The 15,615-nt window shown below is 73.0% G+C and carries 13 protein-coding genes, 1 tRNA gene and 2 pseudogenes; 8 read left to right on the forward strand and 8 right to left on the reverse strand.

Going from position 1 to position 15,615, the window contains the following annotated elements:
* Positions 1-106 precede the first annotated feature (106 nt).
* Positions 107-1,765 carry a long-chain fatty acid--CoA ligase gene (locus ACWD3O_RS00500; protein WP_451414402.1) on the reverse strand — a complete coding sequence of 553 codons (1,659 nt, stop codon included), beginning with the start codon at positions 1,763-1,765 and terminating at the stop codon, positions 107-109.
* Between the two features lie 80 nt (positions 1,766-1,845).
* Positions 1,846-2,385, reverse strand: coding sequence for a SigE family RNA polymerase sigma factor (locus tag ACWD3O_RS00505; RefSeq protein ID WP_451411436.1), 540 nt, complete (start codon positions 2,383-2,385; stop codon positions 1,846-1,848).
* Positions 2,386-3,145: 760 nt separating this feature from the next.
* Between ACWD3O_RS00505 and ACWD3O_RS00510 the strand changes: the two genes are divergently transcribed.
* The gene (locus tag ACWD3O_RS00510) at positions 3,146-3,466 is read left to right on the forward strand and encodes a hypothetical protein (protein ID WP_451414403.1); all 321 of its coding nucleotides are present in this window, start codon (positions 3,146-3,148) and stop codon (positions 3,464-3,466) included.
* 53 nt (positions 3,467-3,519) lie between these two features.
* Here ACWD3O_RS00510 and ACWD3O_RS00515 read toward each other — a convergent pair whose 3' ends face one another.
* Together ACWD3O_RS00515 and ACWD3O_RS00520 are read right to left on the reverse strand one after the other, a co-directional pair.
* Entirely contained in the window at positions 3,520-3,933 is a 414-nt protein-coding gene (locus ACWD3O_RS00515; RefSeq protein WP_451414404.1) for a hypothetical protein, read from the reverse strand.
* A 481-nt stretch (positions 3,934-4,414) separates the two neighbouring features.
* The gene (locus tag ACWD3O_RS00520) at positions 4,415-4,909 is read right to left on the reverse strand and encodes a hypothetical protein (protein WP_451414405.1); all 495 of its coding nucleotides are present in this window, start codon (positions 4,907-4,909) and stop codon (positions 4,415-4,417) included.
* Between the two features lie 228 nt (positions 4,910-5,137).
* Here ACWD3O_RS00520 and ACWD3O_RS00525 point away from each other — a divergent pair, with 228 nt between their 5' ends.
* Both ACWD3O_RS00525 and ACWD3O_RS00530 read left to right on the forward strand, forming a co-directional pair.
* On the forward strand, positions 5,138-5,479 hold the full coding sequence (locus ACWD3O_RS00525) for a hypothetical protein (RefSeq protein ID WP_451414406.1): 342 nt from the start codon (positions 5,138-5,140) through the stop codon (positions 5,477-5,479).
* Between the two features lie 237 nt (positions 5,480-5,716).
* Positions 5,717-5,866 (forward strand): annotated as a pseudogene (locus tag ACWD3O_RS00530) (transposase); the annotation flags it as partial.
* Here ACWD3O_RS00530 and ACWD3O_RS00535 read toward each other — a convergent pair.
* The 3 genes and pseudogenes from ACWD3O_RS00535 to ACWD3O_RS00545 form a co-directional block, all read right to left on the reverse strand.
* Positions 5,843-5,945: pseudogene (locus ACWD3O_RS00535) on the reverse strand (IS481 family transposase); the annotation flags it as partial. The pseudogenes ACWD3O_RS00530 and ACWD3O_RS00535 sit on opposite strands and share 24 nt — an antisense overlap.
* A gap of 271 nt (positions 5,946-6,216) precedes the next feature.
* Positions 6,217-6,303, reverse strand: a tRNA-Ser gene (locus ACWD3O_RS00540).
* A 61-nt stretch (positions 6,304-6,364) separates the two neighbouring features.
* On the reverse strand, positions 6,365-7,936 hold the full coding sequence (locus ACWD3O_RS00545) for a S1C family serine protease (RefSeq protein WP_451414407.1): 1,572 nt from the start codon (positions 7,934-7,936) through the stop codon (positions 6,365-6,367).
* A gap of 223 nt (positions 7,937-8,159) precedes the next feature.
* Here ACWD3O_RS00545 and ACWD3O_RS00550 point away from each other — a divergent pair, with 223 nt between their 5' ends.
* From ACWD3O_RS00550 to ACWD3O_RS00560, 3 genes are all read left to right on the forward strand, one after another.
* The gene (locus ACWD3O_RS00550; protein ID WP_451411461.1) at positions 8,160-8,987 is read left to right on the forward strand and encodes a glycerophosphodiester phosphodiesterase; all 828 of its coding nucleotides are present in this window, start codon (positions 8,160-8,162) and stop codon (positions 8,985-8,987) included.
* A gap of 95 nt (positions 8,988-9,082) precedes the next feature.
* Positions 9,083-9,730, forward strand: coding sequence for an ATP-binding protein (locus ACWD3O_RS00555; protein ID WP_451414408.1), 648 nt, complete (start codon positions 9,083-9,085; stop codon positions 9,728-9,730).
* Between the two features lie 174 nt (positions 9,731-9,904).
* Positions 9,905-10,888, forward strand: a complete 984-nt coding sequence (locus ACWD3O_RS00560) for a DUF5926 family protein (RefSeq protein WP_451414409.1) — start codon at positions 9,905-9,907, stop codon at positions 10,886-10,888.
* A gap of 207 nt (positions 10,889-11,095) precedes the next feature.
* Here ACWD3O_RS00560 and ACWD3O_RS00565 read toward each other — a convergent pair whose 3' ends face one another.
* Positions 11,096-11,839: a bifunctional DNA primase/polymerase gene (locus tag ACWD3O_RS00565; protein ID WP_451414410.1), complete on the reverse strand. Its 744-nt coding sequence runs from the start codon at positions 11,837-11,839 to the stop codon at positions 11,096-11,098.
* A gap of 667 nt (positions 11,840-12,506) precedes the next feature.
* Between ACWD3O_RS00565 and ACWD3O_RS00570 the strand changes: the two genes are divergently transcribed.
* A complete protein-coding gene (locus tag ACWD3O_RS00570; RefSeq protein ID WP_451414411.1) occupies positions 12,507-13,964 on the forward strand; it encodes a SpoIIE family protein phosphatase in 1,458 nt (485 codons plus the stop codon).
* Positions 13,965-14,113: 149 nt separating this feature from the next.
* Complete coding sequence (locus ACWD3O_RS00575; protein WP_451414412.1) at positions 14,114-15,604, forward strand: aminopeptidase P family protein; 1,491 nt, start codon at positions 14,114-14,116, stop codon at positions 15,602-15,604.
* Positions 15,605-15,615: the final 11 nt, after the last annotated feature.

Genomic DNA, 15,615 nt, shown 5'->3' on the forward strand with positions numbered 1-15,615 from the left:
TCCCGCCGGTCCGGTCCCGGCAGACGTGCGCAGAGGGCGCCCCGCGGCCAACCGCGGGGCGCCCTTTCCGTGAGGTCCGGGAGGTCCCGGAGGTCCCAAAGGTCCGTCAGAGGGTGGTCACGTCCAGCTCACCCTCCGCGTACTGCCTGCGGAGGACCTTCTTGTCGAACTTGCCGACGCTGGTCTTCGGGACCGCCGATATCCGCGTCCAGCGCTCGGGGAGCTGCCACTTGGCGATGCCGCCCTCCTCGGCGAGGAAGGCGCGCAGGTCCGCGAACTCCGCCTCCGCGCCCTCCTTGAGGACGACGGCGGCCAGCGGCCGCTCGTCCCACTTGGGGTCCGGCACGGCCACCACGGCCGCCTCGGCGACGGCGGGGTGCGCCATCAGGGCGTTCTCCAGCTCCACCGAGGAGATCCACTCGCCGCCGGACTTGATGACGTCCTTGGCCCGGTCGGTGAGGGTGAGGAAGCCGTCCGGGCTGATCACGCCGACGTCGCCGGTCTTCAGCCAGCCGTCCTCGCTGAACTTGTCCTCCGGGCGCAGCGGTTCGGCGTCGGGGCCGTTGTAGTAGGCGCCCGCGATCCACGGGCCGCGCACCTCCAGCTCGCCGGCGGACTCGCCGTCCCAGGGCAGCCGCTCGCCGCCGGGGCCGGTGAGGCGGGCCTCCACGCCGGCCGGGAAGCGGCCCTGGGTGGTGCGGTAGGCGAACTCCTCGTCGCTGCCGGGCTCGACGTGGGCCGGCGGGCGGGCCACGGTGCCCAGCGGGGAGGTCTCGGTCATGCCCCAGGCGTGCACCACGCGCATGCCGAGCGAGTCGAAGGACTTCATCAGCGCGGGCGGGCAGGCGGCGCCGCCGATGGTGACCTGCCGCAGCGAGGAGACGTCGCGCGGCTTGGCGTCGAGCTCGGCCAGCAGTCCCTGCCAGATGGTGGGCACGGCGGCGGCATGGGTGGGCCGCACCGTCTCGATCATCTCGGCCAGCGGGGCGGGCTGCAGGAAGCGGTCCGGCATCAGCATGTTGACGCCGGTCATGAAGGTGGCATGCGGGATGCCCCAGGCGTTGACGTGGAACTGGGGCACGACCACGAGGGAGGTGTCGCTGTCCGTGAGCCCCATCGACTGGCTCATGTTCACCTGCATCGAGTGCAGGTAGACGGAGCGGTGGGAGTAGACGACGCCCTTGGGGTCCCCGGTGGTGCCGGACGTGTAACACATGGCGGCGGCCTGGCGCTCGTCCAGCTCGGGCCACGGGTAGCTCTCGGACCTGCCCGCGATCAGCGCCTCGTACTCGTGCACGCGGGCGCTCGCGCCCTCCAGCACGGAGGTGTCGCCCGGGCCGGCCACCACGACGTGCTCGACGGTCGGCAGGTGCGGCAGCAGCGGGGCGAGCAGCGGCAGCAGCGAGCCGTTGACGATGATCACCTTGTCCGCGGCGTGGTTGACGATCCACGCGAGCTGCTCGGCGGGCAGGCGGAGGTTGAGGGTGTGGAGGACCGCGCCCATCGACGGGATGGCGAAGTACGCCTCCACGTGCTCGCCGTTGTTCCACATCAGCGTCGCCACACGGTCGTCGCCGGTGACCCCGAGGTCGTCCCTCAGGGCGTGGGCGAGCTGCGCCACCCGGCGGCCGACCTCGGCGAAGGTGCGGCGCTGCGGCGCACCCTCGCCCGTCCAGGTGATGACCTCCGAACGACCGTGCACGGTCGTGCCGTGGGACAGGATTCGCGAGACCGTCAGCTCGACGTCCTGCATCGTGCTCTGCACCGGTGCCTCCCCGAGGAACGCGCGTCATTACGCGTGGGTAAGTTTCCGGAGATTCTGCACAGGCGAAGGCGCTCACGTCACTACTTCACGGGTTGCAATTCCTGGTCCTTCCGCAGCTTGACCAGTGCACGGGACAGCGAGGACTTCACGGTGCCCACCGAGACGCCGAGCAGTTCGGCCGTGCCGGCCTCGCTGAGGTCCTCGTAGTAGCGGAGCACCACGATGGCGCGCTGGCGGTCGGGGAGGCGGAGGACGGCACGCCACAGGGCGTCGCGCAGCGCCTGGTGCTCGGCCGGGTCGACGGGGCCCGCGCCGGCGTCGCGGGGCTCGGGGAGGATGTCGCTGGGGAGCTCGTCGACGCGGCGACGGCGCCACTGGGAGGTCCGGGTGTTGACCAGGGCGCGGCGGACGTAGCCGTCGAGGGCACCGTGGTCGGCGATCCGGTCCCAGTGGAGGTAGATGCGGGCGAGGACGGTCTGGAGCAGGTCCTCCGCGTCCCCGGGGTCGTTGGTCAGCGACCGGGCGGTGCGCAGCAGCACCGGCCTGCGGGCCTGGACGTACGACGTGAAGGAGGCATAGGAGGTCGCGCGCGGCGGGGGCGGTGACGTCCTGAGGGTCATGTCCTCACGCTAGGAGCGACCGGGCCTCGCGCGGATCGGCCGGACGGCCCGAACGGGGTCCATCGCAGGTCGGACGCGAGGGACGGCCCGACCTCCTCCAGACGGAGGGCGGCGTCGGGGTTCCCCCGGGTTCCCCCGAGTCCCCCTCGGGTTCCCCGAGGGGCGGGGCCGGGTCGTGCGGGACGGAGCGTGAGCGCACGCGTGTGCGCGACGGCGGAAGGCCCGCCGTCGCGCACACGCGAATCCCCATGAAGCACGCTCCGTCCCGCGGACGCCGGAAGCCCTAGCGCTCCGGCGGCCGCGGCCCCCTCACCACAGACCTCCCCGGCCCGCCTCGTATCCCCCCGCGGGCAGCGCGCCCACCGGGGGACCGCCGCCGCGCGCCACCGCGCCGCCGGCGCGGTTCGTGCGGATGGATGCCATCTGGTTCCTCCTTGGTGGTGGGCGGACACGGACAAGAACACCGAGTGGCGAAAAGGGCTTTTCCCTCCGGGGCGGCGAACCGCCCCGTCGGACGGGGCGGTTGACCGGACCGCCCCGCTGCGTCCTCGCCCCAGACATGCCCACCCGCTCCTGGGCAAACCGCACCGGACCACCGGTTCGCTCGCAAGCGTGATGGTTCGCCGATAAACACCCGATCATGGACTTCTCCGGGGAAGAGGGCTCCCGCGACGCCCCCCGCTCCGCTACCGTGCCCGCCAACCCCGCGACGCGCCGCGTGACTTCGCGGCCCGCGCCGCCCCACGGACCGGAGATCACCATGCCGCGATGGGCCGTCCTGCGAGCCAAGAGCCAGACCGAGTCGTTCCGGTACACCGTCCAGCGCGAGTTCGAGGGGACGGAGGACGAGGCGATGGCGGAGATGCTGCGGATCGTCGACACCTACGAGGAGGCCGCCAGCGAGGCGGGGCGGCGACGCCAGCGGCGCCGGGTCTTCCGCCTCGGCGGGCGCAGCTACTTCGTGGCGGTCGACAACCTGCTGACCAGCAGGGAAGCGGTCTTCACCCTCGCCGAGATCGTCGCCGACACACACGACGACGACCTCCCGGACACCGCCCTGCCGGACACAGCCACCGGCTGACGCGCCGCAGCGCCTGGTACCCCCGCCCGCCGGTACCCCCGTCCGCCGGAGCCTCACTCCGCCGGACGGGACCGGTCCGCCGCGATCACCGGCAGGGAGCGCCCGAACGAGTCGAGACTCTTGAACTCCTCGCCGCTGAGCACCTTGTGCGCGATGCCGAACGGGAAGCCGGTCACCCCGAGCGCCGCCACGGCCGGTGCGCCCGGCGACTGCTCGTGGGTGATCCAGCGGCCCCCGTACGCCCGGACCAGCACCTCACCCGTGTAGGCCCCGACCAGCTTCCACCAGAGCTCCATCCGCTCCTCGGCGAGCGGCCCCTCCGCCAGCAACGCGTCGCAGGCGCCGTCCAGTTCACCCAGGCTGTCCAGACTCCAGTCCAACCGGCGCCCGAACCGCTCCTCCACGAGCTCCACGCACTGCGTCGCGATGAACTCCAGGCCGACCGTCTCGTTCTCCTCACGACTCATGCCACCGATCCTCCCGGCACCGGGGCACCGCCGGCCACGCATTTGTCCCGCGCCGCTGAACCACAACTCGACCTACGCTGACGCCCCTTGGTGCCGACGAGGGCGGAGGAAGGGTGATGGCGGGAACCTGGGACGGTGTGCGGGAGCGCGTCCTCGCCCTGCGGGAGGCTCCGCACCGGAGGGCGGTCTTCGGCGCCGACTTCCAGGGCTCCGGCCACCGGTTCGAGCTCCTTCCCGTCCTGACCGACTGCGAGCTCCGGACGGCCGAGCGGCGACTCGGCACGGAACTCCCCGCCGAGTACCGCACGTTCCTCCAAGAGGTCGGTGCCGGTGGCGCCGGCCCCGACTACGGCCTGTTCCCCCTCCGACCGGAAGAGCGTGACGAGGGACGACCGGACACCGGGCACTGCGCCCGCCCCTTCGCCCCGAAGCGCCCGGCCGAACTCGCCCGGCAGGAGGCCGATGAGCCCAGCCACCCGGATCAGTGCACCAAGGATCGCCTCATGCCGTCGATCGTCCGCAGGACCTCGGCGCGGTTCTTGGCCAGCTTGACCCAGGTGGGCAACCTGCCGATCACCGTCATCCTCCGCACGGCGAGGTGCCAGGAGGCGTGCTCCCGCAAGGTCGCGTGCACGAACTTGTCGATCAGCCGCAGGTGTTCGAGGTTGTAGGCCCACAACCGGCCGTGACGGGTCTCGCTCTGCAGCCACAGGGGAAGGCCGAGGTACGGGTCGTGAACCTGGCCCGGTCCTCGGTGAAGGGACAGCACGTTGCCGTCGGACTCACGGGAGAAGGCGCAGACGCGGCAGACGACCCGACGCCTGGTCCAGATCGAGGCGCCGGCTCCGCCGTCGTCCAGGGGAGCCGGTACGACCCGGGCGACGCCTTCGCACTGCGGGCAGCGGACGAGGATCAGGTCGAGGAAGTCGTACTTCGTCCGCCGGTGATCGAAGAACCTGGTGGGCCCGGACGGCATGAGCATCCTCCCGGTCGGTGACGGGGAAGGGGCGCCCCCGGTGGGGGCGCCCCCTGATCGGCAGCACGCTCCGCCGCAGGTCGGACGAGTGTGAGCACCCCGGCAGAGCCGTCACTCTTGTCGTCGTGCCCCCTCGGTGCCCCTGGTCTCGGTCGTGCCCGTTGAGCCAAAAGTCCATAGCATCTGTTCAGCCGCTCGGCAGGCTTCCGCCCAGGTACGTTGTTCGGCATGGCCACTCAAATCATTACCTTGGTCGGCGTCCTCATCGGCGCTCTAACGTCCTTCTTTGCCACGACCATGATCGAGCGGACAAAGCTACGGCATCTGCTGGCCACTCGGTGGGACGAACGAAAGCTTGACACCTACATTGAGTACGTGTCGTGCATCAAGGAAATCCAGCGGGCCGCCATGGACGCCGGACGGGCCCGTGACCAGGGAAAGGACGCCTCTGACTCGCTGACCGAGATGGAGAGGAGCGAGAACAGAAGATCCATCCTCTTCGAGACTTTCGTCCTACTGAGCGACGACAAGGCTGCTACGGCCGCCCACGCTGTCAACCAGCGAACTTAGGATCTCCTCAGGATGGCACGACTTCCCTCAAGCGGAATAGCAGAACTTCGCCCGATTCCATTGGTAGAAGCCCTGAATGTTCTCCATGAAGCGGCAAGGGCCGACCTGACGATATCCAGCAACGGCCCCATCCAGCCCTAAAAGGTCCCAACAGAAGTCGGCTGATGGTGTGACTGTCGGCGCAGATGCTCGCTGGTCCGTGCGCGGGGAAGAGGGACTCTCGGCCGTGGGTCGCGCGGGATCCTGTTGGTCCTGCACACCGGCGTCCAGCGGGAGTACCTGCTCCAGGAGATCCGCTTCGGCTCCGGCATGACGTGCTGGCGTCTGCTCGCCGCCTGGAACGAGGCCGGCGTACGGGACCGGCTCCACGTCGTGCTGCTGCAGCGGCCTCCGGCCGGCCGGAGGCGACGCGTTCGATCAGGATCCGTCTGCCGTGAACGGTCAGCCGGGCGATACGGTGGGACATGAAGACCTCCGCTGTGCGTGAAGCCTAGACACCTCCACCACACCGGAGGTCTTCGTCATGAGCAAGACCCGGCACCGTCAACCACGCTCGTGAGCAATACGCCTGGCCGCTGACGGCAGTTACCGGCTGAACGCGCATCTACCAGTCACGCCCCACCCGTGCCCCTGCGAAGGGGGAGTCAGAGGGAAGCAAGGTCAGTCACCGGCGTTGGGTGCGGTACGGCCCCCGACCCGAACACCCGGGTCAGGGGCCGTTCTCACTGCTCTCAGCGCGGAGGCGGTGGGATTTGAACCCACGGTGACATCGCTGCCACGACGGTTTTCAAGACCGTTCCCTTCGGCCGCTCGGGCACGCCTCCCCGCGTCGGGCGAGCCCGGCGCGGGGACAAGAGTAACGGGTCCCCGAGGCGCCGTGTCAGCTCAGTTGTCGCCGACGCGGGAGCCGAGGGTGAGTTCCACCGTGCGCTCCTTGCCGTCGCGCTCGAAGGTCAGCTCGACCTTGTCGCCCGGCTTGTGGGTCCAGATCTCGCCGATGAGGGCCGGGCCGCTGTCGATGGCCTTGTCGTCGAAGCGGGTGATCAGGTCGCCCGGCTCCAGGCCCGCCTTGTCGGCGGGGCCGCCGGACTCCACCGCGGTGGCGCCGTCGCCGATGATGCGGGCGCCGCCCTCGCCCTCCGTCATGGTGACCGAGGCGCCGATCTTGGCGTACACCGGCTTGCCGGTCTTGATGAGCTCCTGGGCGACGAACTTGGCCTGGTTGATCGGGATGGCGAAGCCGAGGCCGATGGAGCCGGCCTGGCCGGTGCCGAAGCCGTCACCGGCCGACTGGATGGCGGAGTTGATGCCGATCACCGCGCCGTCCGCGTTGAGCAGCGGGCCGCCGGAGTTGCCGGGGTTGATGGAGGCGTCGGTCTGCAGGGCGCTCATGTAGGAGGCCTTGCTGCCCGCGCCGCCGTCGCTGGAGGCCACCGGGCGGTTCTTGGCGCTGATGATGCCGGTGGTGACCGTGTTGGACAGGCCGAACGGGGCGCCGATGGCGATGGTCGGGTCGCCGACCGCCACCTTGTCGGAGTCGCCCAGCGGCAGCGGCTTGAGGTTGGCGGGCGCGTTCTTCAGCTTGATGACCGCGACGTCGTATCCCTGCGCGTGGCCGACCACTTCGGCGTCGTACTTCTTGCCGTCGGGGAACGTGGCGGTGACCTTGCCGCTCTCCACGGCCTCGGCCACCACGTGGTTGTTGGTGACGATGTGGCCCTCGGTGTCGAAGACGAAGCCGGTGCCGGTGCCGCCCTCGCCGCCGGAGTTCTGGGCGTCGATGGTGACGGTGCTGGGCAGGGCCGCGGAGGCCACGCCGGCCACCGAGTCGGGGGCGCGCTGCACGCTGGCACCGCCCGCGGAGACCACGGTGGAGGCGCCGGAGTCGGAGTCGGCCAGGCCGAAGCCGATGGCGCCGCCGATGCCGCCGGCCACCAGGGCGGCCGCGACCACGGCGGCGATCAGGCCGCCGCGGCCCTTCTTGCGGGGCGGCACGGCCGACGGCTGCAGCGGGGCGGCGCTGCCCCAGCCGCCGCCCTGGGCGGGCGCGGTCGGCGGGGGCCAGGCGCCGGCGCCCTGCGGGGCGTGCGCGTCGTACGGCTGAGCGGCCTGGGCGTCGTACGCCGGCGCGGCGTGGGGCTGCGCGGCGTGGGCCTGCGCGGGCTGCGCGGGCTGCGCGGGCTGCGCGGGCTGCGCGGGCTGCGCGGGCTGCGCGGCGAACGGCTGCGCGGGCTGCGCCGTGTCCGTAGCGGCGGCCGGTGCCGCGGCGGGGGCAGGGGCTGGGGCCGGGGCGTCGGCGGGGACCGGCGGCAGCTGCTCCGTCGGGGCGGCGGCCGCGGGCGGGGTCGACGGGACGGGCGGCGCCGCTGCTGCCGGAGGAGCAGCGGGAGTCTCCCCCGACGCCGGCGGGGCGGACGGAACCGGCGGAACCGCAGTGCCCTCGTTCTCGCTGCTCACAGCTTTTCTCCTCGATCCATGCTGGTGTGCGGACGGGATGTTCGGCATCCGTCCATCAGCTTTTCCCACAGGGCGTCAGAGCACGATAAGCCGTGCTGCATCCGGCCCGGACATTGTTTACTACGGACATTCGCGACATCCGCGACAGATGTCGCGAAGGGCGGCGGTTCAAGGTGCTCCGACCGGTTCCCCGACCGCCACCCGGGGGTGGCACCATGACGCGGTGACGAACGCATCGCAGCAGCGCATCCAGGTCGTCGCCCACCGCGGCGCCTCCGAGGACGCGCCGGAGCACACCCTGGCCGCCTACCGTAAGGCCATCGAGGACGGAGCGGACGCGCTCGAGTGCGATGTGCGTCTCACCGCCGACGGTCATCTGGTCTGCGTGCACGACCGCCGCGTCAATCGCACCAGCAACGGCCGCGGCGCGGTCTCCGCCCTGGAGCTCGCCGACCTGGCCGCGCTGGACTTCGGGTCGTGGAAGCACCCCGAGCAGTGGCACGGCCGCCAGGAGGCGCCCGAGTGGGAGCACCGGCCGGAGGACCGTGAGGCGACCTCGGTGCTCACCCTGGAGCGGCTGCTGGAGCTGGTGAGCGACGCCGGACGGCGGGTGGAGCTGGCCGTCGAGACCAAGCACCCCACCCGCTGGGCGGGCCAGGTCGAGGAGCGGCTGATGCTGCTGCTCAAGCGGTTCGGGCTGGAGGCGCCGGCCTCGCCCGAGGAGTCCCCGGTGCGGGTGATGAGCTTCTCCGCCCGGTCGCTGCACCGCATCCAGGCCGCCTCGCCGACGCTGCCGACCGTCTACCTGATGCAGTTCGTCTCCCCCCGGCTCCGCGACGGGCGGCTGCCCGCCGGGGTGGGGATCGCCGGACCGTCCATCCGGATCGTCCGCTCCCACCCCTCCTACGTGGAGCGGCTGCGGCGGGCCGGGCACCGGGTGCACGTGTGGACCGTGGACGACCCCGCGGACGTCGCGCTCTGCGCGGAACTCGGAGTGGACGCGGTGATCACCAACCGGCCGAGCGCCGTGCTGCGGCAGCTCGGCCGCTGACCTGCGCCGGGGCCCGGGAACACGCCCGTGAGGGAGGTCTCGGGCCCCTTCGCGGGTGTGCACCGGCGCAGTCGGCGTGTCGCCGATGGGGGTGAATGCGTCGTCCTGGCCGTACCGGGCGGTTTCCGCCGCAGATCAAGGGGGCATCCACACCCTGGCGTGGGGCGAAGGAGGTCTCGGGGGTGGCGTTGATGGTGGCACAGGAGGTGCCCACGTCGTCGAGCATGGCCGTTCCGTACGGGCCGGCCGGCGTGGGCAGGGCAAGACACCGGGTGCGGGACCAGCTGCGCAGCGGCGGCGTCCCCGAACCGGTGATCGACGACACGGTGCTGATCCTGTCGGAACTGCTGAGCAACGCCTGCAAGCACGGGCGCCCGCTGGACGACGGCGCCGACGGGCAGGTACGGGTCGCCTGGCGGATCGAGCCGACCGGCAGGCTGACGGTGGAGGTCACGGACGGCGGCGGCCCGACCCGCCCCCGCGCGGCCACCCCCTCGGTCACGGCGCACGGCGGACGCGGGCTGAACATCATCACCTCGCTCGCCGACGACTGGGGCGTCCGCGACGGGATGGCCGGCGAGGTCACGGTCTGGGTGATCGTCCACCGGGACGTGCACGACCCCGACGCGGGGCGGCACCGCGAGGACTTCGCCGCGCGGGTCGTCGCACCGCGGCTGCCGGCGGCCACCGGGCTCGCCGACCTGGAACTCGCCTTTCCCGACCCGTTCGGCGACCTGTCCTGAGTGCGCGTGCCACGGCCGGGCGCTACGCGCGTCGACCTCCGGCGGGTGGTCCCGGCCGCCGCCGGCGGGGCCCGCGGCCCGGGCTGACGTGCCGTCGGGAACGGCGCGGGAGCGGGGAACGGCTAGGCTCGCGGCCGAAGCTCGAGCAGACCAGCCGTACCCGGGAGACACCCCATGGCCAAGAAGCGTCCCCAGACGAAGGGCGCGCGCCCGCAGCGCGCGGCCGGATCCCAGGTCGACGACGGGAACGTCCCGGTCGTCGGCGCCCGTGAGCCCTGCCCGTGCGGCAGCGGCCGCCGCTACAAGGCCTGCCACGGCCGGGCCGCCGCGCACGCGGTGACCGAGCTGGTGCAGCGTCCGTTCGAGGGGCTGCCCGGTGAGTGCGACTGGGTGGCGCTGCGTGAGCTGGTGCCCGCCGCCACCGCCGAACTGACCCTCAAGGGCGGCCTGCCGGAGGGCGTTCCCTCCGTCACGCTGGCCACCGTGCTGCCGATGGCCTGGCCCGCGCTGCGCCGTGACGACGGCTCCGTGCTGGTCGGCCTGCAGAACGACACCTCCTCCGGCGACCTCAGCCGCGACCTGGCCGACGTGCTGAGCCAGGCCCTGGAGACCGAGCCGGGCAACCCGGTCACCGGCCGCCGCGCCCCCGCCGACGCCCCGCGCCTGCAGGACCTGCTGGCCCCGGACGCCCCGTTCGAGCCGGTCGTCCACTCCGGCTTCGAGTTCTGGGTCCCGGACGCGTCCACCGCCACCGCCGAGGTCAAGGCCTCCCTGGAGCGGGCCAACGAAGCGGCCGTCCCCACCGTCAAGCTGGAGGGCGTGGACGCCGCGTACTGGTGCGAGACGCCGGAGAAGAACCACCTGCGCTGGGTCATGCCGCACGAGGAGGAGCGTCTGCTGGACGCCCTGGCCCGGCTGCACGCGGCACGCCGCACGGACCTCGGCGAGGGCACCCGCCTGGTCGGGTCGTTCCGCGCCCACGGCCTGGTCGTCCCGGTGTGGGACCTGCCGACCGGGGTCACCGCTGCGGACGTCGAGAAGCCGGCCGCCGAGTTCGCCGAGCGACTGGCCGAGGCCCTCGCCGACACCTCCCCGCTGACCGCCGACGAGCGCCGGGCCCGCGGTGGACTGACGAATCGTCAGGTCACGCTGAGCTGACGCCTGCCGGGCCGGCGTGGCACCGCTCCGCAGGGGACTTTCGGCCGCGGCCGAAAGGCTCACGACCGAGTTTGCCAACGACGGATCTCTTGTTAACGTGCAAGTAGCCCGGTTGCTGGTGCATCCCCCGTCGCCAGCAACCGGGTCTTCGCGTGTACGGGCCCGGTGGCCCGCGGCGCGGGCGCCGAGGGCCCCGCGCACACACCGTCAGGCGTCGGGCGCGCCGACTCCCGGGCGGGTGAGCGCGGTGACCGCGGCGCCGACCACCCGCTCCACCTCGGGCAGCCACGGCGCGGCGTCGCCGGGCTCCGGCTCCCGCACCCAGCGCACCCGGCCCTGACCGGTGACCGAGGGCGGCAGCACCAGATAGCCGCCCTGGCCGTGGAAGCGCAGCGAGCCCGGCACCATGTCCTGCGCGTGCAGGAGTTCACCCAGCCGCTCCAGGGAGTACGGCCGCACCAGCAGCGCCCACCGGGTCGGCGAGGCGACGACCGGGCCGAGCCGCACGCCCTCGCGCTCCAGCTCCGCCACCGCCCGCGCGGCCGCCACCGCGGGAAGGCTCACCGCGCACGGCGCCGCGCCCTCCCCGGTGGCCAGCAGCACCGGCGCGCTCGGCCGGTTGGCCCACCACCAGCGGACCATCCGCGCGTCGGCGGTGGCGGCCAGCAGTTCGGGGTCGAAGGGGTGCGCGCCGGGGAACCGGCATTCGGGATCAGGACAGGCGCAGCCGCCCCGGCCCCCGGGGCCGGGCGCCGCACCGGGAAGAACCGGCCAGCCCCACCGGGCGAAACCGGCGGCCGCGTCGGCCGTCCCACCGCCTCCGGCCGGCCGGCCGGCCACGGTCCCGCCCCTGTCGTCCGGTCGCCGGCCCGAGCGGGCCGGCCCGCTCCGGTGGAGCAGACCGGTCAGGAGCGACAGAAGCCTGCGTCGCTTTCCGAGGATCTCGCGCATGGGCGCTCGTTCCTTTCCGTTGCACGCTGGCAACACCGAGGACCACATCACACCATGTGTCGATCACTGCACTGCGTACGTACTGCGGCGCCCGCACCCGCCCTGAGGGCAGGGAACACCGCCCGGGCGCCTGCTGTTCCGCGGCCGATGGAGCGCCCATGAACAGCATGGGCATGGCGCGGGGTGGCGAAGTTCGGTTTCGCCGTTCCTCATCACATCGGTACGTCGGTACGGAGGTACGTAGGTCGCGCACGTACGGGTGTTACTCCGCGGCGACGGGCGCCACGGCAACGCCACTTCCGGACACCGGTTCCAGCCGTCGATCATCGGACGCACAGCGGCGGTCACCGGGTTCCACGCGGCCCGCTCCGCACCTACGGCTCTCCCACCAGTAGGTACCCCGCCAATCCGAGGTGACGCGCCGCGGGGCGCATCCCTATACGAGCGCACCCCCGGACGGCCACGGCGTTTTCCGGACAGACTCCCAGGGCGCACCCGGTCACCACTGCCGTCACTCCCGCACCAGGGACACCGACGCTCCGGGCGGGACAATACTGGACATCTCGTGATGAGTCCGTTAGTTGTGGGGGGATCGTCGGCTGCGCGGAACCACATGGGGGTTTGCGATGCTTCTGCACGCTACGCACCGGCCCGGAAGCCGGATGCCATGAGCGCCCCTCATCTGCCGAAAGTGGCCGGAATCGATTCACCCGAGGCCACGACCGCCCTCGCGTCCTCCACGGTTCCCGCCGTGGCAGGGGCGCCGGGCACCGCCCCTGCCCCACGCCCCTCCTCCGCCCCCGCCGGCCCCCTCGACCCCGTGGACGAGGCACCGCCGTACGCCGCGCCCGCGCACGTCCTGGAGGGCGAGCTGGCCGGCCGGCTCGCCGACCTCACCTCGCTGCACGAGTCCACCGGGCGGCTGCTGCGCACCGGAACCGTCGCCGAGGCGCTGCACGAGATCCTGCGCACCGGTGCGGGGCTGCTGGGCGCCCGGCGCGGCCTGGCCGTGCCGGACCCCGCGGGCGGCACCGGCCCGCGCCGCCCGATCGCGCTGGGGCTGGGCCACGACGAACTCGGTGAGCTCGACACCGTGCCCCTCGCCGACCGGCCCCAGGCCGCGCTGACCGACGACCCCGCCCTCACCGAGGTGGTCCGCCCCGACCTCCCCGCCGAGCCCGGGCTCACCCCGCGCCACCGCGAGGTGGCCGCCCGGCTCGGGTACGCCGCCGCCTACGCGCACGCCCTGGACCCGCACGACGGCGCCCGGCTGGGGGCCGTCGTCTGGCTGTACGACGCCCCCACCGCCCCCGGCCGTGCCGCGCGGGCCCTGGTGACCCACTACCTCGGGCTCGCCGCCGACCATCTGGCCCGCCTGGTCGAGGTGGAACGGGCCCGTGCCCGGCTGGCCTCCCTCACCGACGGCCTCCGCCCGTCGCGCCTGCCCCGGGCGCCCGGCGTGCGCCTCGCCGTCGCCCACCGCACCGGCCCGCTCGGCGGCGGCGACTGGTACGACGCGCTGCCACTGCCCGAGGGGGCACTGGGGCTGGCGGTCGGCCAGGTCACCGGCTCCGGGCCGCAGGCCGTGGCGGCGACCGGCCGGCTGCGGGCCGCGCTGCGCGCCTACGCCGTGATGGAGGGCGAGGACCCGGTCGCCGTCCTCTCCGACCTGGAGCTGATGCTCCGTCTCACCGAGCCCGGCCTCCCCGCCCGCGCCCTGTTCGCCCACTGCCGGCCCGCCACGCGGCGGATCACCCTGGCCGGGGCGGGCCACAACCCGCCGCTGGTGATCGGCGACCGGCGCGCCGACTTCGTCGAGACCGGGCTCTCCGCTCCGCTGGGCATGCTCGGCTGCTGGGAGGCGCCCGGCGCGGAGGTCCGCCTCGACCCCGGCGAGACACTGCTGCTCTGGACCGACGGGCTGCTGCGCCGCACCGGCGTCCCCACCGACCGCGCCTTCGCCCGGCTCCACCGCGCCGCCGCGGCCGTCCCCCGCCGGCTGCGCGACGATCCCGAGGCGCTCGTCGGGCACGTGCTGGAGACCGTGCTGCCGGACGGTGCGGACCGGGCGGATCAGGGGGACAGCCCCGACGACGTGGTGCTGCTGGCCGCCCGCTTCGACTGAGTGGCGCCCGGTTCACGGGGCGTGGTTCCGGGGGCGTGGTTCCGCCGGGCGCGGTTCCGGGCCGCGTGACCCGCCCGTGGCCCGCTGCCCGTGCTCGGCCGGGGTGGTACGCCTCACGCCCCTGGGCGGCGTTTCCCTCGATACGTACGATGGTGAATACATCTGTACCTGAGGAGGACGTCGTGGCGGAAGAGCTGCCGGAGACCCCGGACACCGAAGCCGAAGAGCCGATCAAGCAGCGCAAGAACGGCCTGTACCCGGGCGTGTCCGACGAGCTCGCCGAGAACATGCGGACCGGCTGGGCCGACACGGAGCTGCGCGACCTGGAGCCGATCGCCCAGGCCGGGGAGACCGCCCGCCGCCGTGCCGCGCTCTCGGCCCGCTTCCCGGGCGAGCGCCTGGTCGTCCCCGCCGGCAACCTCAAGACGCGCTCCAACGACACCGAGTACGCCTTCCGCGCCTCCGTGGAGTACGCCTACCTGACCGGCAACCAGACCGAGGACGGCGTCCTGGTCATGGAGCCGGCCACCGACGGCCACCGCGCCACCCTCTACCTGCTGCCGCGCTCGGACCGCGAGAACGGCGAGTTCTGGCTCTCCGGCCAGGGCGAGCTGTGGGTCGGCCGCCGCCACTCCCTCTCCGAGGCCGAGCTGCTGTACGGCATCCCCTGCTCCGACGTGCGGGAACTGGCCGGCGCGCTGCGCGAGGCCACCGGCCCGGTGCGCCAGGTGCGCGGCTACGACGCGGGCGTCGAGGCCGCCCTGACCGACAAGGTCACCGCCGAGCGCGACGAGGAGCTGCGGGTCTTCCTCTCCGAGATGCGCCTGGTCAAGGACGACTTCGAGGTCGGCGAGCTGCAGAAGGCCGTCGACTCCACGGTCCGCGGCTTCGAGGACGTGGTGAAGGTCCTCGACCAGGCCAAGGCCACCTCCGAGCGCTACGTCGAGGGCACCTTCTTCCTGCGCGCCCGCGTCGAGGGCAACGACGTCGGCTACGGCACCATCGCCGCCTCCGGCCCGCACGCCTGCACCCTGCACTGGGTCCGCAACGACGGCCCGGTCCGCTCCGGCGACCTGCTGCTGCTCGACGCCGGTGTGGAGACGCACACCTACTACACGGCCGACGTCACCCGGACCCTGCCGGTGGACGGCCGCTTCAGCGACGTCCAGCGCAAGATCTACGACGCGGTGTACGAGGCCCAGGAGGCCGGCATCGCCGCGGTGAAGCCGGGCGCCAAGTTCCGCGACTTCCACGACGCCGCGCAGCGGGTGCTGGCGGAGAAGCTGGTCGAGTGGGGTCTCGTCGAGGGCCCGGTGGAGCGCGTCCTCGAGCTCGGCCTCCAGCGCCGCTGGACCCTGCACGGCACCGGCCACATGCTCGGCATGGACGTGCACGACTGCGCGGCCGCCCGCACCGAGACCTACGTCGCGGGCACGCTGGAGCCGGGCATGTGCCTCACCGTGGAGCCGGGCCTCTACTTCCAGGCCGACGACCTCACGGTGCCGGAGGAGTACCGGGGCATCGGCGTGCGGATCGAGGACGACATCCTGGTCACCGAGGACGGCAACCGGAACCTGTCCGCCGGGCTGCCGCGCCGCTCCGCGGACGTCGAGGCGTGGATGGCCGAGCTGAACGGCTGACGTTCCTCGAC

It is taken from the genome of Streptomyces sp. NPDC002640 (assembly GCF_053592575.1).